This window comes from Neisseria sp. 83E34 (genome assembly GCF_001308015.1).
Taxonomy (GTDB): Bacteria; Pseudomonadota; Gammaproteobacteria; order Burkholderiales; family Neisseriaceae; genus Neisseria.
This window is the reverse complement of record NZ_LGYH01000008.1, coordinates 56,366-81,772: the sequence shown is the minus strand read 5'-3', so window position 1 is coordinate 81,772 and position 25,407 is coordinate 56,366. Positions and strand designations below refer to the sequence as shown.

Here is a 25,407-nt window from a genome sequence, read left to right as displayed (position 1 = left end):
GCTTTATCCTTCCAAAAGCCATTCCTGCAAACCGATAACTGTTTTCGCATCTTCAATTTCACCGTTTTTCAAAGCTTGCAACACTTCTTCACGGCTAAGCACCACGGTTTCCACAAATTCATCTTGATCAGGCTCAAGTTTGCTGGTTTGGCTCACATTAATTGCACGATAAAGATACATTTTTTCATCGCAAAATCCCGGAGCAGTGTAGAAAGTCCGCATTAATTCAACGCGCTCGGCTTCAAAAAGCGTTTCTTCCGCCAACTCGCGCAAAGCACATACAGCGGGATCTTCTCCTTCTTCCAGCTTGCCCGCCGGAAACTCCAACATTGCTTTATCGCAGGCATAGCGCCATTGCCGCACAAACACAACCTTGTCATCAGGCGTAACAGCCAAAATGCATGCCGCACCGGGATGACGGATTACTATGCGGAAACTTTCATTGCCGTTGGGTAACCGCACCTTGTCTTGAGCAATCGACACAAACGTGCCGTTGAAAATTTTTTCGGAGCTGATTTGAGTTTCGGTTAAATCCATCGGCGTGTCCTTTCATAATGTAAGTATGTTTTCAGACAGGCATTGTATCTTAATTTTTAAGCGCACCGATAATTCAGCTCATATAGCAAATAAACTTATTTTTGATGCAAGGCAGCAAGTCTCATAGTACAGAACTGATTTTATTCATAATTCAACGGCTTACAAAATCGTTCTCTTTGAGCTAAGGCGCAGCAACGCCGTAGTAAAAGTTAAGTTCATTTGCTTATAGTAAACGCCGCTCGGCAAATGACACAGCTTGAGTTGAAGTAACCACAAAGTGATCCAGCAAAGCAACATCCACCAAGTTCAAAGCAGCTTTCAGCCTGCCCGTAAACGCAATATCTTCGCCGGAAGGCTCCGCAGAGCCACCCGGATGGTTATGGGCAATAATGATTGCATTGGCATGATGCTCCAACGCCAGTTTAACCACCTCACGCACATACACCGTATTTTCAGCTACCGTGCCCCGCGCCAACTCAACTAAATTAATCAATTGATTTTGCCGGTTCAGCAGCAATGCCAGCGTTACCTCCACCCGCTCCTGCCCAAGCTGGAGGCGCAAATAGTCGGCCACCGCCTGCGAACTGCCGAATACAGGCGCTTGCTGCAATTCTTCGCCCAACACCCTGCGCCCTACTTCGCGCACCACCGCAAACTGGGTATAGCTTGCCAATCCCATGCCTTTGTATTTAGACAATTCTTGTGCAGGCGCACTCAAAAGCCGCCCCAAGCTGCCAAACTCTTGCAAAAGATAGCGCGCCAAATCTACCGCACTCATTCCCCTTGTGCCCACACGCAGCAAAATCGCAAGCAATTCCGCATCACTTAACGCAGCCGCTCCCCGCTCCAACAGCTTTTCACGCGGGCGCTCCCCTTCCGGCCAGTGTTTAATACTCATATATAACAATCCGCAATGTTTTATAATTGATAGTTTCAGAAATTATTTTATCTTAAAATCAGAATGAACAGCAAAACGCTGATGCCTGTCTGAAACAGTTAAGCAAACATTGAGTTTTAATCAACCGTGAAGTAAAATCCGTTGAAATAAATACACAAGGAAAAATAATGTCCAACAAATTGCACGCCCCCACCGAGCTTCCCGATTCCAATGATTTACGTGCCGTACTTGCCTACAATATGCGTCTGTTCAGAGTGAGCAAAGGCTGGTCGCAAGAAGAGCTCGCCCGCCAATGCGGATTGGATCGAACCTACGTTTCCGCAGTAGAGCGCAAACGCTGGAACATCGCTCTATCCAATATCGAAAAAATGGCAGCCGCACTCGGCATTCCAGCTTACCAACTGTTACTACCGCCGGAAGAACGTTTAAAAATGATTTAACCCAAAACAAATGCCTGTCTGAAAAACATTTTTCAGACAGGCATTATGTTGATTGAAACACATTTACGTTTCCTTCACCCTAGCAGGTGTAAGCACCATTTTTCCTTCCGCCTCCAATGCTTCCTCATGATTTTCTTGTTTAAGCGGATGCATGCCTAGCTCTCTTTTTACCAACACCAAACCATAAACAGCGGCAGCATGAGGCCACCAACGATCACCGGCAGCTTCCATAAATTCCAAAGCACGTAAGGCTTGTTTATTTTGAATCATCGGCCGGTAAACCATAAACCGCCCGCTCTCAATCATAAATCCCAAATCCGACAACACATGTTTCAACTCAGGCAAAGGCAGACACTTACTTTTTTCAGGCAGGCGTTTTCCGTCGAAACAGCCGCTAAACTGCCAAAGTGAGTGCGGATTCAATCCGGTTAAAACCATACGCCCTTCCGGTTTCAAAGCCCGGTAAGCTTCGGCCAAAGCCACTGCGTAAGCATCACAGCACTCCAATACATGCGGCATCAGCAATAAATCAAGCGAATCTGCCATCCATGCAGAATATTCCGCTTCCATTTCAAAATCATAACCGGAACGGATAACATGATGCCCTTCCAATAAATTCCAAGCAGGCATACCCATCTGTACCGTTGTGCCGAAAGCATAGCGGGTTGCGGAGTGTGAGAAAAAAGACTCCTCTTCACTGCGAACATAGCTGCCTAAAAGTGTTTCATCAAACCAACAGCTGATATTATGATTTCTTACATTTGCCAATCCGCATATCTCCAACCTTCGATAACGTAAGCCGTATCATACCAAATGCAGCGGCAAAACCTATAAAAACATACGAAAAACCAATCAAGGCCAAAATTTTAGGCGTATTGTTATTCTAATATATTGAAAAAATAAATTAATTTCTTTTCAAAGCTTGACGCATCCAAACAAGGCCAGTACCATTCATTAAATTTTAATTACTAAACTATATGCAGAAACTATGGCGTCACTGAAAACGATTTCTCTTGCCGTTGCAGGCTTGTCTATTTCCACGGCTTCTCATGCCCAAACATCATCTTATTCGCCCAACCAAGTTGGTATGGCCATGATGCGTTTAAGCGCATCCCCGCTTGACCACAACAAAAAAATAGCTGAAAAATCAAGCAGCATTTGGGCGAAAATGCGTAAAGATTTCCGCATGAATGAAGTAAACCCCGAATTAGTGCGCCGCCACGAGAGTAAATTCAGTGCAGGATCAGCCTACTTTACCCGCACCATAGACCGCAGCAAACCCTATATGTCCTACATCGCGAGCGAAGTAGAAAAGCGCAACATGCCTGCCGAAATCGCCTTGCTGCCGTTTATCGAAAGTGCTTATGTAACCAAAGCCAAATCCCATGTCGGCGCATCCGGTTTATGGCAATTTATGCCGGCTACCGGCCGCCATTACGGCTTGGAACAAACTTCACTATATGATGGCCGCCATGACGTAAAAGCCGCCACCGATGCCGCTCTTAATTATCTGCAATATTTACATGGTCTTTTTGGTGACTGGTCATTGGCTCTAGCCGCCTACAACTGGGGCGAAGGCAACGTTAGCCGCGCCGTTAACCGCGCACGTGCACAAGGCTTGGAGCCGGTGTATGAAAACCTACGCATGCCAAACGAAACCCGTAACTATGTGCCTAAATTGATGGCTGTCCGCAACATTGTGCGCGATCCCCAATATTACGGTATCAACCTGGCCGAAATCGACAGCAAACCCTACTTTAAAGCCGTCACACTCGACCAACCTATCGACACTTCTGCTGCCGCCCGCTTGGCAGGCATTACAGAAAGCGAATTCTTGGCTTTGAACCCTGCATTCAAAGCACCGGTATTCGTGCCCAACGAAAAACGCAAAATGCTGTTGCCTGTTGGCTCGGTTGCCACTTTTGAAAAAAATTACAGCAAAGCAGATAAATCAACCTTGCTTTCATGGAATGTATACCAAACACAAGGCATGACCAGCTTAGCCAGCATTGCAGCAGAAACCGGCACCAGCCTGAGCGAACTAAAACGCCTTAACGGCATCAAAGGTGCTTCCGTTAATGGCGGATACAGCCTTTTGGTTGCTAAAAATGGCACCAACGTAAATCAAGCTGCCAGCTATATTGATTTCGCGCGCATGGATAAAGATTTAAATCCAAATGATAATAAACTACAAACAGTAGAGCCGATGCAAGGTGGCTCAATCGGCAACTCGCTGGCTGCCGTTCAACCGGTAATGCCTAAACCTGTTGTAATGGCTCAGAAAGCAGAAGTCATTCCGGTTTCAAAAACGGCGTCTGTATCTACTACACCAGTTGAGGGCTTCGTAGCAATTGCCTCAAACAAACCAACCGTTAATGATCAAACTGCTCCGGTAAATATCGCGACCAACCAACCATTAGCATCGCCTCTGACGTCTGAAGTTCACCCAACGGTTTCTGAAAATTTAGCAACAAACACAATAGTTACCGAACCCCAAATTCAGATAGCCAAAACAGAAGCTTCTGCAACACCGATAACAAACGGTTCAGTAACGAATACCAACACTCAATTGGCAACACTTGAAAACAACCAATCCGCAGATGAGTTGCAAGTTTTGGCTGAACAAGGCAATGCAGCTGAAGTTATCCGCAGTACAATTGCACGTTTGGAAGAAGATGAGGCACGTGCTGCGAAAGCCCGCTTGGCAAAAGCCAAACAACAAGAACGTACACAAGCCCGCTTAGCTCGCGCTCTACAACAGCAACAAACGCTGGCATCCGGAACGCATAGGGTAACCGATGGCGATACTATGTATAATATCTCTCAGCGCTATAATATCAGCGTTGCAGACTTAGCTACTATTAACAACATCCGTGGTAACAATATTCAAAAAGGCCAGGTATTGAAAGTCGCGACCAACACTAACAATGCTTCCAATATACGTTCTGTATCTTATACGGTGCGTAAAGGCGATACATTAAACACAATTGCTAACCGTTTTAATATCAACATAAATGATATCCGCCGCTGGAACAAAAATACACGTACAGTAACACCCGGCCAACGCATTAATTTGATCGGAATCTAAACTAAAATTTATAAGCCGGACTTAAGTCCGGCTTATTTTATTTCCATAGTCAATTAACTTAGTTTTTGCTACAACATTGCTGCGCCTTAGCTCAAAGAAAGCCGCTAAAGCAGCAACAAAATCAATTCCGCACACTTATACTGTCTCTTGCTGCCTTATATTAATGTGTTATGACTATAACATGACCGATTATTGTTAAATGGAACTTTTAATTTCAGAAATGACTGGTTTTGAGCAAATTGAGCAACTTTAATATAATTTAATCTTTAAGATAAAAAAGACCTCTTGCTATTGGCAAGAGGTCTTTTTTATAAAATCTGGCACGCCCACGGGGAATCGAACCCCGGTTACCGCCGTGAAAGGGCGATGTCCTAACCGCTAGACGATGGGCGCGGATAATTTAATTTTTTGGCGCACCCGGAGCGATTCGAACGCCCGACCCTCTGGTTCGTAGCCAGATACTCTATCCAACTGAGCTACGGGTGCATTTCGATTCAGCTACAACTTATTAAGTGCAACCAATCAAGAAATAGAATAATATATTTTTTTTTCTTTGCTGTCTAGCAATCTTTCCAATTAATTTTTAAAATCAAAATAATATTATGAATTTTATCGATATTATTTTCAGACAGGCATCAATGCCTGTCTGAAAGACTATATCATGCCGATACCGGACAACTCTCTTGCCATTTTGGCCGCAGTGTTATCAGTCATACCGCCAACAAAATCCAAGATTTTCATATAAGCCGTGTATAGTGAATCATTGTATTCTAGCGGCTCGTCTGCCAAAAGCTCCAAAGCTAGGGAGTGGCGCGGGCTGAGCTGCTTGTTATGTATCCATTGATGTGCGGCCGGCACTAATAAATCCAAAACCGAAGCCAAGCATGGAAACGCGGCAATAGAAGTCAAAAGCTTGGATTCATGGCGGAAAACTTTAGTTTTTGCCAAATCTTTAGCTTTATGTAGAGTATTTTGCACCGCCGGGCTGCACAAAGCGAGCAAATCTTTGCCTTTGAATTCACCATTTAGCAAATCAGATTGATGCATCATAAATGTTTGTGCCACATCTTCTATAGCCCTACCGATGGCAATTCCTCTGAGCATAGCGCAACGCTGCCTGCTGGAAGGTGCATGCCAAGTGCTTTCGGAAAATGTGAGTTCAGACAGGATGCTTTCCATTTCCATATCATTAAGCAGCCCGATTTCAACAGCATCTTCCAAATCCAGCAATGCATAGCAAATATCATCCGCCGCTTCCATTAGATAAGATAAAGGATGGCGGGCCCAGCAATCTTTACTCAATTCCGGCAAACCGAGCTCTTGTGTGATTCGGCGGATAAAGGGTAACTCGGTTTGATAAATATTGAATTTTTTACTGCCCCGGGAATCCAGCGTAGTCCACGGATATTTAATTAGCGCACCGATTGAGGCTGAGGTGAGCCGCATCCCGCCATGGTTTCGATACATCTCCAAATTAGCAACTAAACGCAAACTATGGGCATTACCTTCATAAGTTTGAATGTCGCTACGTTCTACTTCGGTTAAACCTTCCAAATAACGGGCATGCTCAGGCGCACGAAACCAATCGCGCAACGCATCTTCACCTACATGCCCAAAAGGCGGATTACCTAAATCATGTGCCAAGCACGCTACCTGAACAATGGCACCGATGTCGCTGGGCATATTGCCTTGCGGTAGGAAACCGCCGGCTGCCAACATCACACCGACGCGGTTGCCCAAACTTCGCCCTACACTGGCCACTTCCACACTATGCGTTAAACGATTATGCGTGTGGTCGTGCTCCGCAAAAGGATGGACTTGTGTTTTACGCCCTAATCTGCGGAAGGCGCTGGAAAATACAACACGGTCATAATCGATATGGAAATCAGTGCGTAAGGCATCGATACCTTCTTGAGTCGATGGTGTGCTTGTGGGTTCGATACCGCCGTTTTTCGGGCGGAAACGTTGTGTGCTTAACAGCTGCTGCCAATTCATTCGGGGCATAGCTACAATCCTTTATTGTATTTAAATGCCTGTCTGAAAAATTCATTCCGGGCTTTATATATCACCGTAAACCGGTTCGGTCACTCAATATTCAGACAGGCATTATTGATAGTAAATGGCTGTCTGAAATTTTCAGACAGCCACTCTGATTATTTACCGCGCATCAATTCAAAGAAATCATTGTTGTCTTTTGAATCTTTGAGTTTGCCCACTAAAAACTCCGTTGCTTCGATTTCGTCCATCGGGTGCAGGAATTTACGTAACAGCCACATGCGCTGAAGCTGATCGTTCGGTACCAACAATTCTTCTCGTCGGGTGCCGGACTTGTTGATATTGATAGCAGGGAACAAGCGCTTCTCAGCCATGCGGCGGTCGAGATGCAGCTCCATATTGCCCGTGCCTTTAAATTCTTCGTAAATCACATCATCCATACGGCTACCGGTTTCCACCAATGCCGTAGCAATAATAGTGAGCGAACCGCCTTCTTCTACATTACGCGCCGCACCAAAAAAGCGCTTGGGGCGGTGTAATGCATTGGCATCCACGCCACCGGTAAGTACCTTACCGGATGCCGGCACTACGGTATTGTATGCGCGTGCAAGGCGTGTGATTGAGTCGAGCAAAATCACCACGTCTTTCTTATGCTCCACCATGCGTTTGGCTTTTTCAATCACCATCTCGGCAACTTGAACATGGCGGCTGGCCGGTTCGTCAAATGTGGAAGATACCACTTCGCCGCGCACGGACCGGATCATTTCGGTTACCTCTTCCGGGCGCTCGTCTATCAGCAAAACGATCAATTCAACATCGGGATAATTGGCCGTAATTGCATGAGCAATGTTTTGCAGCATCACGGTTTTACCCGATTTGGGCGGTGCAACCACCAATGCACGCTGGCCGAAACCGATAGGGGCCACCAAATCAATGGCACGGCTGGTTAAGTTTTCTTCGGCTTTGATGTCGCGTTCGAGCTTGAATTGTTTGGTTGGGAAAAGAGGGGTGAGATTTTCAAATAGAATCTTGTGTTTGCATACTTCCGGCTTGTCGCCGTTGATGGCATCCAAACGCACGAGTGCGAAATAGCGCTCATTGTCTTTCGGCACGCGCACCGTGCCTTCGATGGTGTCGCCGGTGTGTAAATTGAAGCGGCGGATTTGGCTGGGCGACACATAAATATCATCAGGCCCTGCCAGATAAGAAGTGTCGGAGCTGCGCAGGAAACCGAAGCCGTCAGGCAGGATTTCAAGTGTGCCCGAGCAGGAAAAATCTTCGCCCTGTTTCATGAGCTGGCGCACAATAGCAAAAACAAGGTCTTGCTTGCGCAGGCGGTTGGCGTTTTCAATACCTAATTGTTCGGCTTGTTCGAGAAGTTTGGAAATATGTTGTGTTTGTAGTTCGGAAACGTGCATGATGTTTGATTCAAATATGAAAGATAAATCTGCCAGAGCTGAGTATGGCTCGGCATTTATTGATATGCGAAGGATTTAAATGGTTTTAGAATGATTTCGAGAAATTATTCGGACGCAATGGAAGAAATCGATTGCCCGCGTATTCTATGGAAAATGACAATTCATGTCAACGAATACACAGGAAAGTTAAGGCGAATAGGCTTCGGCCCATCTGCATTCAGACAGGCATTGGGCAAATGCAGGCAGGAAACGTATAATTGCTTTTTTATCCGACCCGAGTTTAGGAATCTTTATGCAAATGGAACTTGAACTGAAAATCCTCAATCCTAAAATGGCAGACCAGCTGCCTGCTTATGCCACACCGGGTTCGGCCGGTTTGGACTTGCGCGCCTGTTTGGATGAAGCGGTAGAATTGGCGCCGGGAGATACTTTTCTAGTGCCCACCGGTTTAGCAGTGCATTTAAACAACCCAGCCTATGCGGCCGTGCTATTGCCGCGCTCGGGCTTGGGGCATAAACACGGTATCGTATTGGGCAATTTAGTCGGATTAATCGATTCGGATTATCAAGGCGAATTGAAAGTGTCGGTGTGGAACCGCAGCAAAGAAACTTTCACCATTGAGCCAATGGAACGGATTGCGCAGATGGTGATTATGCCGGTGATTCAAGCGGCTTTTAAGGTGGTGGACGAATTTGCAGCCAGCGAACGCGGCGAAGGTGGTTTCGGCAGCACCGGCAAGGCTTGAGCGTATAAATCTGTTAAATAGCCAAATGCCTGTCTGAAAGCGTTTTCAGACAGGCATTGTTATTATTCGCTCAAATTTAGATAATGGCGGCTGCCTTTCATATCACCCATTGCACGAATCAGCATTTCAAAATGTTCGTCATTTTCTTCAAAATCCATTTCGTCGGCGTTGGCGATCAACAGCGGCGCGTTTTGATAGAGGTGGAAAAAGTGGCGGTATTCTTCATGAATTTGATTCAGATGGCCGGCCGGAAATAAATTCAATATATTATCGCCGCGTTTTTGCAGACGTTTTTTGGTATTTTCGGCTGACGTTTGCAGATAAATCACCAAATCCGGTACGGGAAATTCAGGCATGATCTTGTGCTTTACCTGCCAAAACAGCGTTTGCTCGTTACCCGGTTCTTTGCCTTTGAGCACCACCGGTACAAAAATCTGATCTTTTTCCAATAGGAAATCCGCCACAATCCGACGGCTGCCTTCTTCTTCAGCGTTTATCGTGTCCACCGCTTCGGCGCGGCGCACCAGATAATACAATTCGGTGGCCAAACCGTGATTGGTCGGGTTTAGGTAAAACTGTTCCAAAAAAGGATTGCGCTCGGGATTTTCCGTGAGGTAAAGCGCATCAAAATATTCTGCCAAGCGGCGGCTGACTTTTGATTTGCCGCTGCCTATCGTACCTTCGACAACGATGTATCGGTAGTTCATTCATCTTCCTTTGATAATTTCTCTATACCGCCCTGCTCCAATCCGGCAGCGATTTCAGCCGCTTTTCCCAAACCGCCCAACTCAAAATCCGGTGCGATTTCTGCCAGCGGCACCATCACAAAGCTACGTTCGGCTGCCCGGGGATGAGGTAAGGTCAAAGTAGGATCATCCGAACGGTGGTGCGCGTAATCAATGATATCCAAATCCAAAGTGCGCGGCGCATTACGGAAAGTACGCTCGCGGCCGGCTTGCGCTTCGATGATGTGTAACGTTGCCAACAATTCGGGCGGATCCAAATCGGTTTCAATCATACTTACGGCATTCACAAAATCCGGTTGATCGGTGTAACCAACAGGTTTTGTTTGATAAAACGATGAAGTTTTTACAACATGAATCTGCGGATGCGAACCCAAAGCAGATAAGGCGTTACGAATTTGTTCGGCAGGCTGTTCTAAATTGCTGCCGAGCGCGATAACTGCGGTTTCTTTCATAAATAGATTCCGGTATCCCTAATGCCTGTCTGAAACATTTTCACGTCGTTGAAGCTTCGTTTTCAGACAGGCATTGGTTTCAAACTAAATTTGCACGATCACTGGTTTTGGCTTGCGTTTACGTGGCCGGCGGCGTTTTTTCTTGGCAGGTTCGGTTTCCCCGCTCTGTGTAGCCGGCACATGTTTAGCCGAAGTCATTTCCTGTTTGGTATGTTCATCGGCATGTTGGAATACCGTCCACCAATCAACCAATTCTTGCGGCACTTCACCGGCTTGCGCACGCAGCATTAAAAAATCATACGCCGCGCGAAATCTCGGCTGCCCCAACAAGCGAAACGGACGGTTGCCACGTACAAAATCAAACTGTGGCTGCAAAGCCCAAATTTCCCTCATAGTCGCGGAAAAACGCTGCGGCACGCCCCACCCTTGCTCCATATTATCGCGCATCACGCCGATCGCACTATTGAGTGCAGCAACAGGCTTTTCTCCTTGCGACAAATGTTGCTGCCAGTAGCCGTACAGCTCCGGCCACAACACCGCTGCCAACACAAAACCCACCGATACGGATTTGTCCGCCCGCAAACGTTCGTCGGTATTCTTCAATGCAAGCGTGATAATGTTTTGCCCATTGTGATGATCAGATTGTTTCAGTGCATCTAAAATCGGATGGATCGAAACATCAATATCGGAGCGTTTCAACGCATCCAAACAGCGGCGTGCATAACCTGATAAAAGGATTTTCAGCATTTCGTCAAACAAGCGTGCGACCGGCTCGTTTTTCAAACGGGCTGCATTTTCTGCAATCGGCGCAGCGGTTGCTTCTTCGATATCAAAACTCAGTTTGCCCGACAATCGGATAGCCCGCAAAATTCTTACCGGATCTTCCTGATAACGCGCTTCAGGTTCCCCTATCATTACCAGCTTTTTATTGCGCACATCTTCTACACCGTGATGAAAGTCAATAATTTCACGGCGAATCGGATCGAAATACAGCGCGTTGCAGGTAAAATCACGGCGCATGGCATCTTCTTCCATCGAGCCGTAAGTATTGTCTTTCATAATGCGGCCGTGTTCGTTCTGCAAAGCATTATCGCCGCCTCGAAATGTGGTTACCTCAATCGTTTCAGGGCCCACCACCACATGCACAATCTGGAAACGGCGCCCGATAATGCGGCTGCGGCGGAACACTTTTCGCACTTGCTCCGGCGTGGCATTGGTTGCCACGTCAAAGTCTTTGGGCTCTATGCCCAAAAGCAGATCTCGCACGGCACCGCCCACCACATAAGCTTCATAACCTGCATGATGCAAACGGTCTACCACTTTTTCGGCGGCAAAGTTTAATTTATCCGCGCTGATATGATGCTCTGCAAAAGGCAGCACCCGTTTATGCATTTTGCTTTTCGCCGGCACCATTTTACGCCACAGTTTTTTCAGCATAAATCTCCTGTTTTCAAACAATCTCATGCCTGTCAGAAACACAACGGTTTCTTTAAAACAAACCTTTGCACAAACATCTGAAAAGCAAATGCTTCTGCAAAGGTTTCAGACAGGCATTTTTAAAACGCGCCACATTATACCCTCATCCCCGCGGCTGCAACATGTTATTGAAAGTAAAGCTGCTTATATCAAAAAATCAGGCTATAATATCTGCTTAACAAAGCATACTAAAACATGCCGGATTATTTCCGAATTCGGCATATACCATAACAAGCCGACATCACAAGGAGTCAACATGTATAACTACCAATCCGAAGCCACCCAGTTTCTGAATGAATACATCGAAAAAAATCCCAAAGAGGCCGAACAACGCCTAAAAAATCGCGGTTTATTGTGGGATGTAGAATTAAATCCCGAAGAGCAAGCCGGTTTTGAAGCAGCCAAGCTCCCTAAAAAACCTTACGCTTACCAACCTGACTAATAACAGGCATGAGCGTTCACGCCGCCACCGTAAATCCTGAGCTGGCCTGCTATCTGCGCAACATCAGTGAACCCGAGCATCCGGTTTTAACACAGCTCAGAACTGAAACTTCAGGCCACAGGCTCGGCAAAATGGCCATCGCTCCCGAGCAGGCTGCTCTGCTCTGCTGGCTTGCCCGTTTGATGCACGCCGAGCGCTATTTGGAAGTTGGCGTATTTACCGGATACAGCAGCACGGCCATGGCATTGGCATTGCCCGAACACGGCAGACTTACCTGTTGCGATATCAATGTAAGCTTTACCGATACCGCCCGCCGCTTCTGGCAGCAGGCCGGTGTAGCCGATAAAATCACGCTCCACCTACAACCCGCCCTGATTACCTTAGACGAATTGATTAACGAAGGCCATGCGGGCAGCTACGACATTGCGTTTATCGATGCCGACAAACCGCCCACTCCCCAATATTACGAGCGCTGCCTCACATTAGTGCGCAGCGGCGGCATTATCGCTATCGACAACATCCTGCTTGGAGGCCGAGTGATGCAGGAAGCCACCCCCAACGATCCTCCCGCCTTATCCATTTTGCAAGCATTCAACGCATCCTTGCCCCATGATAACCGTATCATTCCGATTACGCTGCCCGTTGGCGACGGCTTAACGCTTCTGTTAAAAAAATAATACCCTCACAGCATTATGAACCATAAAACGCTCCCTATATTGCTTTCCTTCTTGTTGACAGCCTGTGCAGTAAGCAGACCGCCCGTTTCAGCACCCCACACTCCTGCAACACAGCCCGAACCGCCCAAACATGTTGTCAAAACCGAGGAAGAAGTTCTTTATCCCACTATCGATACAGAAACGCAAATCAACCAACTAGGCATACAGATTGCCCGCTTGGAGCAACAGGTTCAAACCTTGCAAACCCGCATCCAGCAGCTCGAGCGCCGTAACCAAACACGCACTACAAGCACACTCCGCCCACGTTCCGCAGCCAGCAGCATTTCGGCGGATGAAGCCGCGCAAACCCAACAAATACAACAAAATGCCGCACAAACCTTGCAACGCGCGCAAAGCCAATATCAGAGCGGTCAATTCAAAGCCGCCGTAGAAACACTTAAACATGCAGAAAGCGGTGGCGATGGCAGCGATACCGCCCGTAAAAGCATGTATCTGCTCATGCAAAGCCATCAGCGTTTAAACAATTGCGAATCCGCCATCAATATCGGCAACCGCTTTGTCGGCCGCTTTCGCAACAGCCAAGAAGCACCTGAAGCCTTATTCAACGTCGGCCAATGCCAATACAATATGCAGCAGCACGACATTGCAAAAGTTACCTGGCGCAAGCTGATACAAACTTATCCCGACAGCTCCGCCGCCAAACGTGCCCACCAACAACTGAATAAAAAATAAGTGTTAACCCATCTTCATTTCAGACAGGCATTGCCTGTCTGAAAACCCAATTTCATAAGGAAAGCAAAATATGGCAAAAATCGGCATCATTATGGGTAGCAACAGCGACTGGCCCGTTATGCAGCATGCAGCACAATTCTTAAAAGAATTCGGCGTAGAATATGAAGCCCGCGTCGTATCCGCCCACCGCACACCCGATTTAATGTTTGAATACGCAGAAAGCGCACGGGAACGCGGTCTAAAAGCCATTATTGCCGGCGCCGGCGGCGCAGCGCACTTACCCGGCATGGTGGCAGCCAAAACCACCGTGCCCGTATTGGGCGTGCCCGTACCCAGCAAATACTTGCGCGGTGAAGATTCGCTGCTTTCTATCGTGCAAATGCCCAAAGGTATCCCCGTTGCCACCTTCGCCATAGGTGAAGCAGGAGCAGCCAACGCCGCCTTGTTTGCCGTTTCCCTGCTGGCCAACGAAGATACCCTGCTGGCTCAAAAACTTGAAGATTTCCGCAAAAAACAGAAACAAACCGTTCTGGATATGCAGCTATCCGAAGAATAATCGTCACTCAACAATGCCTGTCTGAAACCTTGTTCAGACAGGCATTTTGCTAGCTTTGTTTCCGGAATCCTCCGGCAGATTCCATTCGACAGCAGAAATAATAAAGTATTACCGGTTTTTAAAGCATTCTATTTTCACAGTTTATATTAATAACCTAATAAAGTTTATTACCTACGCACCCTAGCGCAATAAACAAAAATACCGCATAATCACGCGAAGGCGCACCGATCAATCGGTGCTTGCTCTGAAGAAAAAAACGAACCTAACAATCAGGAGACACCATGAGTCATATCCAAGTACCCGCAGAAGGTCAAAAAATCATTCCCGGTCAAGCTATTCCCAACAACCCGATTATCCCCTTCATCGAAGGCGACGGTATCGGCGTAGACATTACGCCAGTAATGAAAGCAGTAATCGATGCTGCCGTAGAGAAAGCTTATGGTGGCGAGAAGAAAATCCATTGGATGGAAGTTTATGCAGGCGAAAAAGCCACCCGCGTATACGGAGACAATGTATGGCTGCCTGAAGAAACTCTGGAAGCGTTGAAAGAGTATTCCGTTTCCATCAAAGGCCCGATGACCACCCCTGTCGGCGGCGGTATCCGTTCTCTGAACGTAGCCCTGCGCCAAGAATTGGACTTATACCAATGCGTACGCCCCGTCCGCTACTTCAACGGCGTACCTTCTCCGCTGAAAGATCCAAGCAAAACCGATATGGTTATTTTCCGTGAAAATACCGAAGACATTTATGCCGGTATCGAATGGGAAGCCGAAAGTGAAGCGGCTAAAAAAGTAATTGCATTCCTGCAAAACGAAATGGGCGTGAAAAAAATCCGCTTCCCTGAAACATCAGGTATCGGCATCAAACCTGTTTCTAAAGAAGGCACTCAGCGCTTAGTGCGTGCAGCCATCCAATACGCTATCGATAATGATCGCGACAGCGTTACTTTGGTGCACAAAGGCAACATCATGAAATTTACCGAAGGCGGTTTCCGCGATTGGGGCTATGAGCTGGCACAAAAAGAATTCGGTGCCGAGCTGATCGACGGCGGCCCGTGGTGCAAATTTAAAAACCCGAAAACCGGTAAAGAAATCATCGTGAAAGACGCAATTGCCGATGCTTTCCTGCAACAAATCGTATTGCGTCCTGCCGAGTATGATGTGATTGCCACTCTGAACTTGAACGGCGACTACATTTCCGACGCTTTGGCTGCCCAAGTAGGCGGTATCGGCATCGCTCCCGGAGCCAATATTTCGGACAAATACGCCGTATTCGAAGCGACCCACGGCACTGCGCCCAAATATGCCGGTCAAGACAAAGTAAATCCCGGCTCACTGATTCTTTCTGCCGAAATGATGTTGCGTCATTTAGGCTGGAAAGAAGCTGCTGATTTGGTGATTGAATCTATGGAAAAAGCCATCGGCGACAAACAAGTAACTTATGACTTTGCCCGCTTGATGGATGGTGCTAACGAAGTATCTTGCTCAGCCTTCGGCAAAGCCATGATTGAGCGCATGTAAGCTGCCCGAGCAGAATAAAAACCCATTGCTGTTGCAGTGGGTTTTTATTTAATTTAACTTCAATCAGTTAAGATTTAGTATAAGCTAAAGGCTTGACACTATCACTTTAAACCTTTATATTTCGTGCTTCTTCGAAACGGAGTAGTGGCTGAGAGGCTGAAGGCACACCCCTGCTAAGGGTGCATCTGGGCTAAAACCTGGATCGAGGGTTCGAATCCCTCCTACTCCGCCAAATATGAATCCCAAGCTACCATAGCTTGGGATTTTTACGTTCTTAACCTTTATTCCCTTATTCTAAATCTACCAGCATCTTTTGATAAATGCGTGCATCATTTGCTGAAAAACAGCACAAAATCACACGTTCGATAGTCGGACATTGAGGCAGTGTTACCAAAATCGTGTTCAATGCTATTTCTGCGGCTTGCTCGAAAGGATAACCGTACACACCTGTGCTGATACTGGGAAAAGCTATGCTGCGAATGCCTTCAGCTTCCGCCAGTTTTAATGAATTGGCATAAGCATTAGCCAGCAGCTCTTCTTCTCCTTGCACACCACCGTTCCAGATGGGGCCTACGGTATGGATCACTGATCGCGCGGGCAAAAGGTAGCCCGCTGTGATTTTTGCTTCACCGGTTTTGCAACCGTTCAGAGTACGGCATTCAGCAAGCAGCTCCGCTCCTGCCGCCCTGTGAATGGCTCCGTCCACACCGCCTCCGCCAAGCAAAGTGGGATTGGCGGCATTTACGATAGCATCCACCCGCAAGGTGGTGATATCTGCTTCTATCACTTCGATTATGGCTTTCATTGCTGTATTTCTCCCTTTTCAGACAGGCACGGTTACAAGCGCTGGCGCATTTGTTCAAACAAGCAAATCGTAGCAGCCATTGCAACATTCAGAGATTCCGTTTCACCAAGCATTGGTATGCGTACCGTGCCAGTTGCGGCTTCCTGCATAACTTGGCTCACGCCGCTTCCTTCGTTGCCAAATATCCACGCGCAAGACTGCTTCAGGTTGATATTATAAAGACTTTGGTTATTATGTCCCAAAGCAGTTACCCACACTTGCCCTGAATAGCGCTCGCGCCAAATATTCAAATCAACACGAGTGTGAAGCTTTAACAGAAAATGCGCGCCCATTCCGGCCCGCAACACTTTGGGCGACCAAACATCCGCACATTCCTTGCTTAACACAACCTGCCGTACACCTGCGGCCGCTGCGCTTCGTAAAATAGTGCCGATATTGCCCGGGTCTTGCACTTGCTCCAATACAACGCAATCGCCATTATTCGGTAGCGAAGGCTCGTCCGGTAGTGATACCAGCGTCATCACCTCTTCACCTTCTGTCAAACTTGTGATTTTCGACAAAGCTGTGCTGCCTACGATGGTGGTGTTTTGCTCGTTAAGCTGCTTGAGTAAAACCTGTATTTCCGGTTTATCGGCTTTGCTCTCAGGAATATAGAGATGCTGCGGCTTCCAGCCTGCTTTCAGACAGGCATCAAGCAGATGGGTGCCTTCCAATACAGTTTGGCGACACGTTCGGCGCTCTTTGGCTGAAGAAAGTAGTTTGACCAAATGCTTGAGCTGCTCGTTTTTAACTGAAGTGATATGTTTCATAATTAAATCAATCGATAGCAAGAATGCCTGTCTGAAAATATGCTGCAACATTTTCAGACAGGCATTTCGAACTTGAGAAAATTTTGCCTCAATCCCGCTCTATCCGCCAAAAATGCGCCAAGGGGCCGTTACCTTTGCCCACTTTCCAGTTCGCCCCTGCTTCAATCGCACCTTGAACGTAACTTTTGGCTGAAGATACAGCAGAGCGCAGATCCCGTTTATGAGGATAATAGGCCGCAATCGCGCTGGCAAGCGTGCAACCTGTACCATGGGTATTTTGTGTCGGCACACGAGGAGAAATGAAGCATTGCGGCTGCTCCACGCCTTGCTGGATTAACCAGTCACGCGCATCATTGCTGTTTTCCCAATGCCCACCTTTAAGCAATACGGCTTTTGCTCCTTTATTCATCAATTGTTTGCCCTGCTCGAGCATTTCTTCCTCGGTTTGCGCTAACGGATTGCCGGTAAGCTCTGCCAATTCACTCAAGTTCGGTGTGATGATGTCGGCAAGCGGCACCAATTCACTCAACATGGCATCAACCGTATTTTCCAAAGCGAGACTGTCTCCGGAAGTGGCCACCAACACGGGATCCAACACCACAAAAGGTGGTTTATGCCTACCCAACACATCGGCCACCGCGCCTACTGTTGCGATATTCGGCAACATGCCGATTTTAACCGCATCAATCCGAATATCGGTTAGTACCGACTCACACTGTTCCCGCACCATCTCGGGCGGAATCACATGCAATCCTTGTACTCCCTGCGTATTCTCTGCAACAATCGTAGTAATAACGCTGGCACCATAAGCGCCAAGTGCATCGAATGTCTTGATATCGGCCTGAATACCGGCACCTCCGCTGCAATCCGATCCTGCAATGGTCAATACGCACGGAAAAGGTTTGTTGTACTGCAATTCTTTTATTTCCATAATTTATCTCTGCAATTTGAATTCGTTTTTAATTTTAAAAAATTATTATGTTATCGATACATCTTAATGCCTGTCTGAAAAACTTCTGCACACTCAGACTTATTTTGCCGTAGTTTTCAGCTCCAACGAAGCTGCCAGCAGCGACAAGCGCGCCATTACGCCATATACATACAGGCGGTTGCACTCGCAATCCGGATCGGCGTGATTGGTTTGCGGCACACCCAAAGTATTCCATTGCTCAAACACCCGTTTACAACGTAATTCGGAGCCGCCTTCTTCTGACTCAGCCACCGGAATACTCTGTTCCAGCGGCACAAACAGCATACCTGTCGCGTTCAGATTTTCATCGGCGCTACGCCCTTCATGCACACGGTAAAAACCACCAATCACAAAACGGTCCATCATATAAACCACCGGCTCCGATACTGCGCCATTCAGGGTTTCATAAGTATAAATTCCTTCCTGAACAATCACTTCAGTAACGGCCAAACCTTCTTTCACCGTAGCCATTTTATTGCGGTTTTTACGGTTTAGGCTGCGCACTTCTTCTGCCGATTTCACACTCATCACACCCATACCGTAAGTGCCCGCGTCGGCTTTCACGATCACAAAAGGCGCATCCTTAATGCCTTTTTCATCATACTTAACCTGAATTTTTGCCAGCATGCGTTCGACTGCATCAGCCAGCATGTCTTCGCCTTCACGCTCTTGGAAATCCAAACCGCTCACCTGCTCAAAATACGGATTGATACGCCACTCATCAATATCAATTAACTCGGCAAATTCGGCCACTACATGGTTATAAGCTTCAAAATGTGTGGTTTTTCTGCGGTTGGTCCAGCCTGCATGCAAAGGCGGCAACACCGTTTGGCTTAAATTTTGCAAAATATCAGGCACACCGGCAGACAAGTCATTGTTTAGCAAAATCAAACACGGAGAAAAGCCATCTGCCAGATGTACACGTTCGCGGGTGCGCATTAAAGGCTCGAGCAATACCTTGTCTCCCAAAGCCGTTTCAAACTCGGTAGCTTCTTTGATTTCAGGATTCAGGCTGCCTAAACGCACTTCAAAGCCCGCACTGCGCAAAATATTGCTCAGCGCATATACGTTTTGCAGATAAAAAGTATTACGCGTATGGTTTTCAGGAATAATCAGCACCGAACGCGCCGTTTCACAAGCACGCTCCACAGCATCCTGAGCCGCCATAGCAGCCAGAGGGATAAAGTTTACATTTAAATTATTGAAGCCTCCGGGAAACAGGTTCATATCAATAGAAGCCATTTTATAACCGGCATTGCGGATATCCACCGAACCATAAAAAGGCGGCGGATTTTTGCTCCATTGCGCACGAAACCAGGCTTCGATTTTAGTTTGATTTGATAAAATTTTCTTTTCAAATTCCTGAAGTTGCGGCAAGTAATCAGATGCCATCTCAGCTAGATTCATGATATATGCTTCCAGAGAAATTTCAATAAACCGCATAATACGGGGTTTTTCATTAAAAAAACAAGTAGGCTCACTCTGAGAAAAATCGGCGTTTAATCAACCAATCCGCCATAAAATAGACAATAAGTCTAAAATTTGAATTAAATTTTAATTAATTTTATATTCTAGGAAATTTTTTAGACATTTTCGCTTGCCATTTAATCATGAACAGCCTAATATACAACCACCTGCAAACCCATTTAACAAACCCATTTAATTAGAAAAAACAAATCATGAATCCACAAACCCTCTACGACAAACTCTGGAACAGCCATATCGTCCGCCAAGAAGAAGACGGCACGGTTTTACTTTATATCGACCGCCATTTGGTTCATGAAGTAACCAGCCCGCAAGCCTTTGAAGGTTTGAAAATGGCCGGCCGAAAACTGTGGCGCGTTGACAGCGTGGTTTCCACTGCCGACCACAACACACCCACCGACAACTGGGACAAAGGCATCCAAGATCCGATTTCCAAGCTGCAAGTCGACACTTTAGACGGCAACATCAAAGAATTCGGCGCGCTGGCTTATTTTCCGTTTAAAGACAAAGGCCAAGGCATCGTGCATGTGATGGGGCCGGAACAAGGCGCCACCTTGCCGGGTATGACCGTGGTTTGCGGCGATTCGCACACCTCTACCCACGGCGCATTCGGCGCATTAGCTCATGGCATCGGCACATCCGAAGTCGAGCATGTGATGGCCACCCAATGCATCACCGCCAAAAAGTCCAAATCCATGCTGATTAAGGTCAACGGCCGTCTGAAACCGGGCGTAACCGCCAAAGACGTTGCCTTATACATCATCGGCCAAATCGGCACCGCAGGCGGCACGGGCTATGCGATCGAATTCGGCGGAGAAGCCATCCGCTCGCTCAGCATGGAAGGCCGCATGACCTTGTGCAATATGGCGATTGAAGCCGGCGCGCGTTCGGGCATCGTGGCAGTGGACGACATCACCATCAACTACGTAAAAGACAAACCTTTCGCCCCCAAAGACGAAGCATGGGAGCAAGCCGTTGCCTATTGGAAAACGTTGGTTTCCGACGAAGGCGCGCAATTCGACAGCGTATTCGAGTTTGATGCCGCCGATATCGAGCCGCAGGTAACTTGGGGCACTTCGCCTGAAATGGTGTTGGACATCAACGGCAAAATTCCGAATCCGGCGCAAGAATCCGACCCCGTCAAACGCAGCGGCATGGAGCGCGCCCTCGAATACATGGGCTTGACCGCAGATACACCGCTGAACGAAATCACTGTGGATGTGGTATTTATCGGTTCATGCACCAACAGCCGCATCGAAGATTTGCGCGAAGCCGCGGCAGTAGCCAAAGGCCGTCTGAAAGCAGACAACGTGAAGCGCGTTTTGGTCGTGCCCGGTTCCGGTTTGGTAAAAGAGCAAGCCGAAAAAGAAGGTTTGGACAAAATCTTTACCGAAGCAGGCTTCGAATGGAGAGAACCTGGCTGCTCGATGTGTTTGGCCATGAACGCCGACCGTTTGGAACCTCAAGAACGCTGCGCTTCCACCTCCAACCGCAATTTCGAAGGCCGCCAAGGCAACGGTGGGCGCACCCATTTGGTTAGCCCTGCTATGGCTGCTGCCGCCGCAGTAACCGGCCATTTTACTGATGTTCGCAGTTTGTAAAAGCAATGCCTGTCTGAAAAAATTTTTCAGACAGGCATAGGCAGAATATACAGTTTGCTTATGATAGTTTGTTTTTTCCTACAATTTTTGGCATTATAGCAAGTACAGCAATGCGTATTGTCTGTACTTTCAAAAACTAGGAGATTACACCATGAAAAAATTAGTATTGATCGCTTTAACTACAATGACCCTGCTTTCTGCCTGCAACACCGTATCAGGCTTCGGTAAAGACGTATCCAAAGCCGGCGACAAACTTGAGCAATCTGCTGACAGACATACCCACTAAACAGCATTGCCCCCGCCTCATTTAGCGGCGGGGGTATTTCCCAACGAAAGTACACACAATGAAAGCATTTACACAAATCACTGCGTTGGTCGCTCCGCTTGACCGCGCCAATGTCGATACCGACGCCATTATCCCCAAACAATTTCTAAAATCTATCAAACGTTCAGGTTTCGGGCCCAACTGCTTCGACGAGTGGCGCTACCTCGACCACGGCGAACCGGGCATGGACAACAGCAAACGCCCGCTCAACCCTGATTTTTCGCTTAACCGGCCGCGCTATCAGGGCGCACAAATCCTGCTGACCCGCAAAAATTTCGGTTGCGGTTCATCACGCGAACACGCCCCCTGGGCTTTGGACGACTACGGTTTCCGCGCCGTAATCGCCCCTTCTTTCGCCGATATTTTCTTCAATAACTGCTACAAAAACGGCTTGCTGCCGATTGTATTGAGCGAAGAAATTGTAGATAAACTGTTTCAAGAAACCGAGGCCAGCGAAGGCTACAAACTCTCGATTGATTTGGAGAAACAAACCGTTACCACACCAAGCGGCGAATCTTTCAGCTTCGATATTACCGAACACCGCAAACACTGCCTGCTCAACGGTTTGGACGAAATCGGTCTGACCCTGCAACACGCAGACGAAATTAAAGCATTCGAAGCGCAGCGCAAACAAGCGCAGCCATGGTTGTTTAATGCTTGATCCGGTGCTATTCAAAGGCCTGTCTGAAAATTTTTCAGACAGGCCTTACCTTACGATATATACAGATGGAAGGTATTTAATTACTAACGAATATTTCTAGGTTCATTACATAAACATTTGAATCTGACTAATAGTTAAGTATGCTATTAATTTTTTTGCTATCGATCAGGTTTATAAATTAAAGATAAAATCTACAGATTTCATTAACGAGGAAAAGGGTCATGTCTTTTTTTAAAAAATTATTTGGAAATGGGCGCAAAAGCATCATGGATTGGAAAGCGTTTACGGAGTATCTCGCTTCCAAATTTGTCGAACAGCTCGACGAAGAAATCACCATTGTGTGGGGCGCGGATATTGAAAGTACCAAAATTAAAATCATTGCTTCAGACGGCTTTGAAAAATACACCTACCTTGCCAATTTTTATGCTGAATACGTTAAAAATCCCGATAATTTGGATGAAATTGTTCGATATTCAATGGAGCCATTAACCAATAAAGGCAAAAGCAACAGCATTTCAAGCGCCCAAATTCTGCCGGTTGTTAAAGATTTGAAATGGCTTGAAGATTCCTCAAGCCAACTTAAAGAAACGATGCAGGCGGATATATCCGAAGTTTTGATTACCGAACCGTTGGCAGCAGATTTGGTTTTAACTTATGTGATTGATGACGAAAATAATATGCGTTATTTGTCTCCGCAAGAAGCCGCCGGTTTGGGTTTGGAAGAGCAGCAATTATCTTTGCGTGAGTTAGCTACTTCAAATTTTTTCCAATGCGCAGCATTCAGAGCGAATGCTTATCTCGTTGAAGACGACATTCAGCTATATCAATTTGTTTTAGATGGAATTTACGATAGCAGCTTGCTGCTGTTCATCGGAGAAATGAGTAATTCACTGAATAATCCTTTGAAAGGAAATCCGGTAATCGCCGTTCCGTCCCGTAACAGGTTATTGGTTTGTGGCTCGGAAGATCAAGTAGCGATTGAAGCAATGAAAAAATGGGTTCAAAAGATTTCAGAAGAAGAAACTTACTTGATTTCACCGAAACTTTATCTGTTAGAAAATGGTAATATCCGCCTGTTTCAAGTCCAATAAGCCGTTCTCGGCTTTATCAACAAAATATAGAGGAATCCTAAAATGACCAAACAAATTGCCATCCTTCCCGGTGACGGTATCGGGCCCGAAATTATCGCGCAAGCTGTGCGTGTGTTGGATAAATTGATTTCAGACGGCCTCGATGTCCAATATCAATACGCACCGCTTGGCGGCGCCGCTTACGACGAATACGGCCATCCTTATCCCGAATTCACGCAAAAACTCTGTCGCGAAGCAGATGCCGTATTGCTCGGCGCAGTCGGCGGCCCGCAATACGATAGTCTCGAGCGCCCGCTCCGCCCTGAGCGCGGTTTGTTGGCCATCCGCAAAGATTTAAACCTGTTTGCCAACCTTCGCCCGGCCATTCTGTATAAAGAGCTGGCCAACGCTTCTACGCTCAAACCCGAAGTGGTTTCCGGCTTGGATATTCTGATTGTGCGCGAACTCACCGGTGATATTTATTTTGGCGAACCGCGCGGCATCCGCACGCTGGAAAACGGCGAGCGTGAAGGCTTCAACACCATGAAATACAGCGAAAGCGAAATCCGCCGCATTGCCAAAGTTTCATTTGAAGCCGCGCAGAAGCGTAATAAAAAATTATGTTCGGTCGATAAAGCCAATGTGTTGGAAACCACTGAATTATGGAAAGAAATCTTTACCGAAACGGCTAAAGATTATCCCGATGTAGAGCTTTCCCACATGTATGTCGATAATGCCGCCATGCAACTTGTGCGCGCACCGAAACAGTTTGACGTGATCGCCACCGGCAATATTTTCGGCGATATTCTGAGCGATCAGGCATCGATGCTGACCGGCTCCATCGGCATGCTGCCGTCTGCATCTTTGAACGAAACAGGCAAAGGTTTGTACGAACCTTCGCACGGCTCCGCCCCCGATATCGCAGGCCAAGATAAAGCCAATCCGCTGGCAACCATTCTTTCTCTAGCCATGCTGCTGCGTTATAGCCTGAACGATGAAGCCCGCGCGGCACAAGTGGAAGCTGCTGTACAAAAAGTTTTGGAGCAAGGCTTCCGAACCGGTGATATTTTTGAAGAAGGCTGCAAACTCGTTTCGTGCACGGAAATGGGCAATGCAGTTTTGAATGCTTTATAACGGCTTGACTATGCAAACAAAATGCCTGTCTGAATATTTTTCAGACAGGCATTTTGTTTAAATAAAGCAATAGCTTCAAACCCTGAAATACACGCCCTGACCGTCTTGAATCCGGCGGATTTCCCAGCCGTAAACGGCTTGCAGCCGTTCGGACTGCATCACTTCGTCCACGGTGCCGGTGGAAACGATTTTGCCTTTGTTCATCAAAATAATGTGGCGGGCGTAGCGGGCGGCAAGGTTTAAATCGTGCAGCACCATCACCGTGCTGAAATTCTTGCCGTGTGTGGTTAAGTATTGCATCAAACGGTGCTGGTGGCGGATATCGAGGTGGTTGCACGGTTCGTCGAGCAGCAGTATCGGGGCGTTTTGCAGCAGCGCACGGATGATATTGGCGCGTTGCTGTTCGCCGCCGGAAAGCGTGCCGATGCGTTTTTCCGCCAAACCGGAAAGGTCGAAATAATCCAACAATTCATCGGCTTGCCGTTGCGTTTGCTCGCGGTCTTTGTGGGTGCGGAAAGTATGCGGATAACGGCCCAGCTCGATGTATTCGCGCACAGTAAGCGGCATCTGGTATTGCCCGTGCTGGCCGACCCAAGCCACTTTGCCCCGCTTGAGCTGCGGGGTGACATCGGCGCCGAACAGGCTTACATTGCCTGTTCCCGTTTGCCGTATCAAGGCTTTCAGCAGGGTGGATTTGCCCGCTCCGTTGGGGCCGATGATGGCGGTGCAGCAATCGTTCGGCAGCGATAATTCTTCCACCGAAAGAATGGTTTTTCCTTTTGCTTCCACATTTAAGCGGCTGATTCGGAAAGAAATGTTTTTCAT

Annotated in this window: 26 protein-coding genes and 3 tRNA genes; 14 read left to right on the top strand and 15 right to left on the bottom strand. The window is 47.3% G+C overall.

Annotation, left to right across the window (positions count from 1 at the left end; all coding sequences use genetic code 11):
* Nucleotides 1-3: 3 nt before the first annotated feature.
* Nucleotides 4-537 carry an NUDIX hydrolase gene (locus tag AKG09_RS09035; RefSeq protein WP_054619118.1) on the bottom strand — a complete coding sequence of 178 codons (534 nt, stop codon included), beginning with the start codon at nucleotides 535-537 and terminating at the stop codon, nucleotides 4-6.
* 223 nt (nucleotides 538-760) lie between these two features.
* Nucleotides 761-1,435 (bottom strand): DNA repair protein RadC, encoded by a 675-nt coding sequence (gene radC, locus AKG09_RS09030; RefSeq protein WP_054619117.1) that lies wholly within the window; start codon nucleotides 1,433-1,435, stop codon nucleotides 761-763.
* Between the two features lie 167 nt (nucleotides 1,436-1,602).
* Between radC and AKG09_RS09025 the strand changes: the two genes are divergently transcribed.
* Nucleotides 1,603-1,875: a helix-turn-helix domain-containing protein gene (locus AKG09_RS09025; protein ID WP_054619116.1), complete on the top strand. Its 273-nt coding sequence runs from the start codon at nucleotides 1,603-1,605 to the stop codon at nucleotides 1,873-1,875.
* Between the two features lie 63 nt (nucleotides 1,876-1,938).
* Here AKG09_RS09025 and AKG09_RS09020 read toward each other — a convergent pair whose 3' ends face one another.
* On the bottom strand, nucleotides 1,939-2,643 hold the full coding sequence (locus tag AKG09_RS09020) for a class I SAM-dependent methyltransferase (RefSeq protein WP_231623925.1): 705 nt from the start codon (nucleotides 2,641-2,643) through the stop codon (nucleotides 1,939-1,941).
* Between the two features lie 220 nt (nucleotides 2,644-2,863).
* On the opposite strand from AKG09_RS09020, the gene AKG09_RS09015 reads away from it, so the two are divergent.
* Nucleotides 2,864-4,963, top strand: coding sequence for a LysM peptidoglycan-binding domain-containing protein (locus AKG09_RS09015; RefSeq protein ID WP_054619115.1), 2,100 nt, complete (start codon nucleotides 2,864-2,866; stop codon nucleotides 4,961-4,963).
* A gap of 318 nt (nucleotides 4,964-5,281) precedes the next feature.
* Here the strand turns inward: AKG09_RS09015 and AKG09_RS09010 are convergent.
* The 4 genes from AKG09_RS09010 to rho all read right to left on the bottom strand — a co-directional run bounded on the left by AKG09_RS09010 (nucleotide 5,282) and on the right by rho (nucleotide 8,376).
* Nucleotides 5,282-5,356, bottom strand: a tRNA-Glu gene (locus tag AKG09_RS09010).
* A 16-nt stretch (nucleotides 5,357-5,372) separates the two neighbouring features.
* Nucleotides 5,373-5,449: transfer RNA gene (locus AKG09_RS09005), tRNA-Arg, on the bottom strand.
* Nucleotides 5,450-5,617: 168 nt separating this feature from the next.
* Entirely contained in the window at nucleotides 5,618-6,958 is a 1,341-nt protein-coding gene (locus AKG09_RS09000) for a deoxyguanosinetriphosphate triphosphohydrolase (RefSeq protein ID WP_054619185.1), read from the bottom strand.
* 158 nt (nucleotides 6,959-7,116) lie between these two features.
* Complete coding sequence (gene rho / locus AKG09_RS08995) at nucleotides 7,117-8,376, bottom strand: transcription termination factor Rho (protein ID WP_009116774.1); 1,260 nt, start codon at nucleotides 8,374-8,376, stop codon at nucleotides 7,117-7,119.
* A gap of 292 nt (nucleotides 8,377-8,668) precedes the next feature.
* On the opposite strand from rho, the gene dut reads away from it, so the two are divergent.
* Complete coding sequence (gene dut, locus AKG09_RS08990; protein WP_054619114.1) at nucleotides 8,669-9,121, top strand: dUTP diphosphatase; 453 nt, start codon at nucleotides 8,669-8,671, stop codon at nucleotides 9,119-9,121.
* 62 nt (nucleotides 9,122-9,183) lie between these two features.
* Here dut and AKG09_RS08985 read toward each other — a convergent pair whose 3' ends face one another.
* The 3 genes from AKG09_RS08985 to pcnB form a co-directional block, all read right to left on the bottom strand.
* Nucleotides 9,184-9,828 (bottom strand): deoxynucleoside kinase, encoded by a 645-nt coding sequence (locus tag AKG09_RS08985; RefSeq protein WP_054619113.1) that lies wholly within the window; start codon nucleotides 9,826-9,828, stop codon nucleotides 9,184-9,186.
* Entirely contained in the window at nucleotides 9,825-10,319 is a 495-nt protein-coding gene (gene folK / locus AKG09_RS08980) for a 2-amino-4-hydroxy-6-hydroxymethyldihydropteridine diphosphokinase (RefSeq protein WP_054619112.1), read from the bottom strand. The genes AKG09_RS08985 and folK overlap by 4 nt, the downstream gene beginning before the upstream one ends.
* 84 nt (nucleotides 10,320-10,403) lie before the next feature.
* A complete protein-coding gene (pcnB, locus tag AKG09_RS08975) occupies nucleotides 10,404-11,756 on the bottom strand; it encodes a polynucleotide adenylyltransferase PcnB (protein WP_054619111.1) in 1,353 nt (450 codons plus the stop codon).
* Between the two features lie 295 nt (nucleotides 11,757-12,051).
* Between pcnB and AKG09_RS08970 the strand changes: the two genes are divergently transcribed.
* The 6 genes from AKG09_RS08970 (at nucleotide 12,052) to AKG09_RS08945 (ending at nucleotide 15,954) form a co-directional block, all read left to right on the top strand.
* Complete coding sequence (locus AKG09_RS08970; protein ID WP_054619184.1) at nucleotides 12,052-12,237, top strand: DUF3460 family protein; 186 nt, start codon at nucleotides 12,052-12,054, stop codon at nucleotides 12,235-12,237.
* 8 nt (nucleotides 12,238-12,245) lie between these two features.
* Entirely contained in the window at nucleotides 12,246-12,914 is a 669-nt protein-coding gene (locus AKG09_RS08965; protein WP_054619110.1) for a class I SAM-dependent methyltransferase, read from the top strand.
* Nucleotides 12,915-12,929: 15 nt separating this feature from the next.
* Nucleotides 12,930-13,646 (top strand): tol-pal system YbgF family protein, encoded by a 717-nt coding sequence (locus tag AKG09_RS08960; protein WP_054619109.1) that lies wholly within the window; start codon nucleotides 12,930-12,932, stop codon nucleotides 13,644-13,646.
* Between the two features lie 70 nt (nucleotides 13,647-13,716).
* Nucleotides 13,717-14,202 carry a 5-(carboxyamino)imidazole ribonucleotide mutase gene (purE, locus tag AKG09_RS08955; RefSeq protein WP_054619108.1) on the top strand — a complete coding sequence of 162 codons (486 nt, stop codon included), beginning with the start codon at nucleotides 13,717-13,719 and terminating at the stop codon, nucleotides 14,200-14,202.
* Between the two features lie 281 nt (nucleotides 14,203-14,483).
* Entirely contained in the window at nucleotides 14,484-15,722 is a 1,239-nt protein-coding gene (icd, locus tag AKG09_RS08950; RefSeq protein WP_054619107.1) for an NADP-dependent isocitrate dehydrogenase, read from the top strand.
* 138 nt (nucleotides 15,723-15,860) lie between these two features.
* A tRNA-Ser gene (locus tag AKG09_RS08945) sits at nucleotides 15,861-15,954 on the top strand.
* A gap of 57 nt (nucleotides 15,955-16,011) precedes the next feature.
* Here AKG09_RS08945 and AKG09_RS08940 read toward each other — a convergent pair.
* The 4 genes from AKG09_RS08940 to gshA all read right to left on the bottom strand — a co-directional run bounded on the left by AKG09_RS08940 (nucleotide 16,012) and on the right by gshA (nucleotide 19,713).
* Entirely contained in the window at nucleotides 16,012-16,527 is a 516-nt protein-coding gene (locus tag AKG09_RS08940; RefSeq protein WP_054619106.1) for an O-acetyl-ADP-ribose deacetylase, read from the bottom strand.
* Nucleotides 16,528-16,559: 32 nt separating this feature from the next.
* Nucleotides 16,560-17,336, bottom strand: a complete 777-nt coding sequence (locus AKG09_RS08935; RefSeq protein ID WP_054619183.1) for an RNA methyltransferase — start codon at nucleotides 17,334-17,336, stop codon at nucleotides 16,560-16,562.
* Between the two features lie 88 nt (nucleotides 17,337-17,424).
* The gene (gene thiD, locus AKG09_RS08930; protein ID WP_054619105.1) at nucleotides 17,425-18,267 is read right to left on the bottom strand and encodes a bifunctional hydroxymethylpyrimidine kinase/phosphomethylpyrimidine kinase; all 843 of its coding nucleotides are present in this window, start codon (nucleotides 18,265-18,267) and stop codon (nucleotides 17,425-17,427) included.
* 99 nt (nucleotides 18,268-18,366) lie between these two features.
* Nucleotides 18,367-19,713 carry a glutamate--cysteine ligase gene (gshA, locus tag AKG09_RS08925; RefSeq protein WP_054619182.1) on the bottom strand — a complete coding sequence of 449 codons (1,347 nt, stop codon included), beginning with the start codon at nucleotides 19,711-19,713 and terminating at the stop codon, nucleotides 18,367-18,369.
* Nucleotides 19,714-19,985: 272 nt separating this feature from the next.
* Between gshA and leuC the strand changes: the two genes are divergently transcribed.
* The 5 genes from leuC to leuB all read left to right on the top strand — a co-directional run bounded on the left by leuC (nucleotide 19,986) and on the right by leuB (nucleotide 24,582).
* Nucleotides 19,986-21,392 carry a 3-isopropylmalate dehydratase large subunit gene (gene leuC / locus AKG09_RS08920; protein ID WP_054619104.1) on the top strand — a complete coding sequence of 469 codons (1,407 nt, stop codon included), beginning with the start codon at nucleotides 19,986-19,988 and terminating at the stop codon, nucleotides 21,390-21,392.
* Between the two features lie 151 nt (nucleotides 21,393-21,543).
* Entirely contained in the window at nucleotides 21,544-21,678 is a 135-nt protein-coding gene (locus tag AKG09_RS08915) for an entericidin A/B family lipoprotein (RefSeq protein WP_054619103.1), read from the top strand.
* A gap of 58 nt (nucleotides 21,679-21,736) precedes the next feature.
* Nucleotides 21,737-22,378 carry a 3-isopropylmalate dehydratase small subunit gene (gene leuD / locus AKG09_RS08910; RefSeq protein ID WP_054619102.1) on the top strand — a complete coding sequence of 214 codons (642 nt, stop codon included), beginning with the start codon at nucleotides 21,737-21,739 and terminating at the stop codon, nucleotides 22,376-22,378.
* A gap of 221 nt (nucleotides 22,379-22,599) precedes the next feature.
* Nucleotides 22,600-23,469 carry a hypothetical protein gene (locus tag AKG09_RS08905; RefSeq protein WP_054619101.1) on the top strand — a complete coding sequence of 290 codons (870 nt, stop codon included), beginning with the start codon at nucleotides 22,600-22,602 and terminating at the stop codon, nucleotides 23,467-23,469.
* A 42-nt stretch (nucleotides 23,470-23,511) separates the two neighbouring features.
* On the top strand, nucleotides 23,512-24,582 hold the full coding sequence (gene leuB, locus AKG09_RS08900) for a 3-isopropylmalate dehydrogenase (protein WP_054619100.1): 1,071 nt from the start codon (nucleotides 23,512-23,514) through the stop codon (nucleotides 24,580-24,582).
* 75 nt (nucleotides 24,583-24,657) lie between these two features.
* On the opposite strand, the gene AKG09_RS08895 is transcribed toward leuB, so the two are convergent.
* The gene (locus AKG09_RS08895; protein WP_054619099.1) at nucleotides 24,658-25,407 is read right to left on the bottom strand and encodes an ABC transporter ATP-binding protein; all 750 of its coding nucleotides are present in this window, start codon (nucleotides 25,405-25,407) and stop codon (nucleotides 24,658-24,660) included.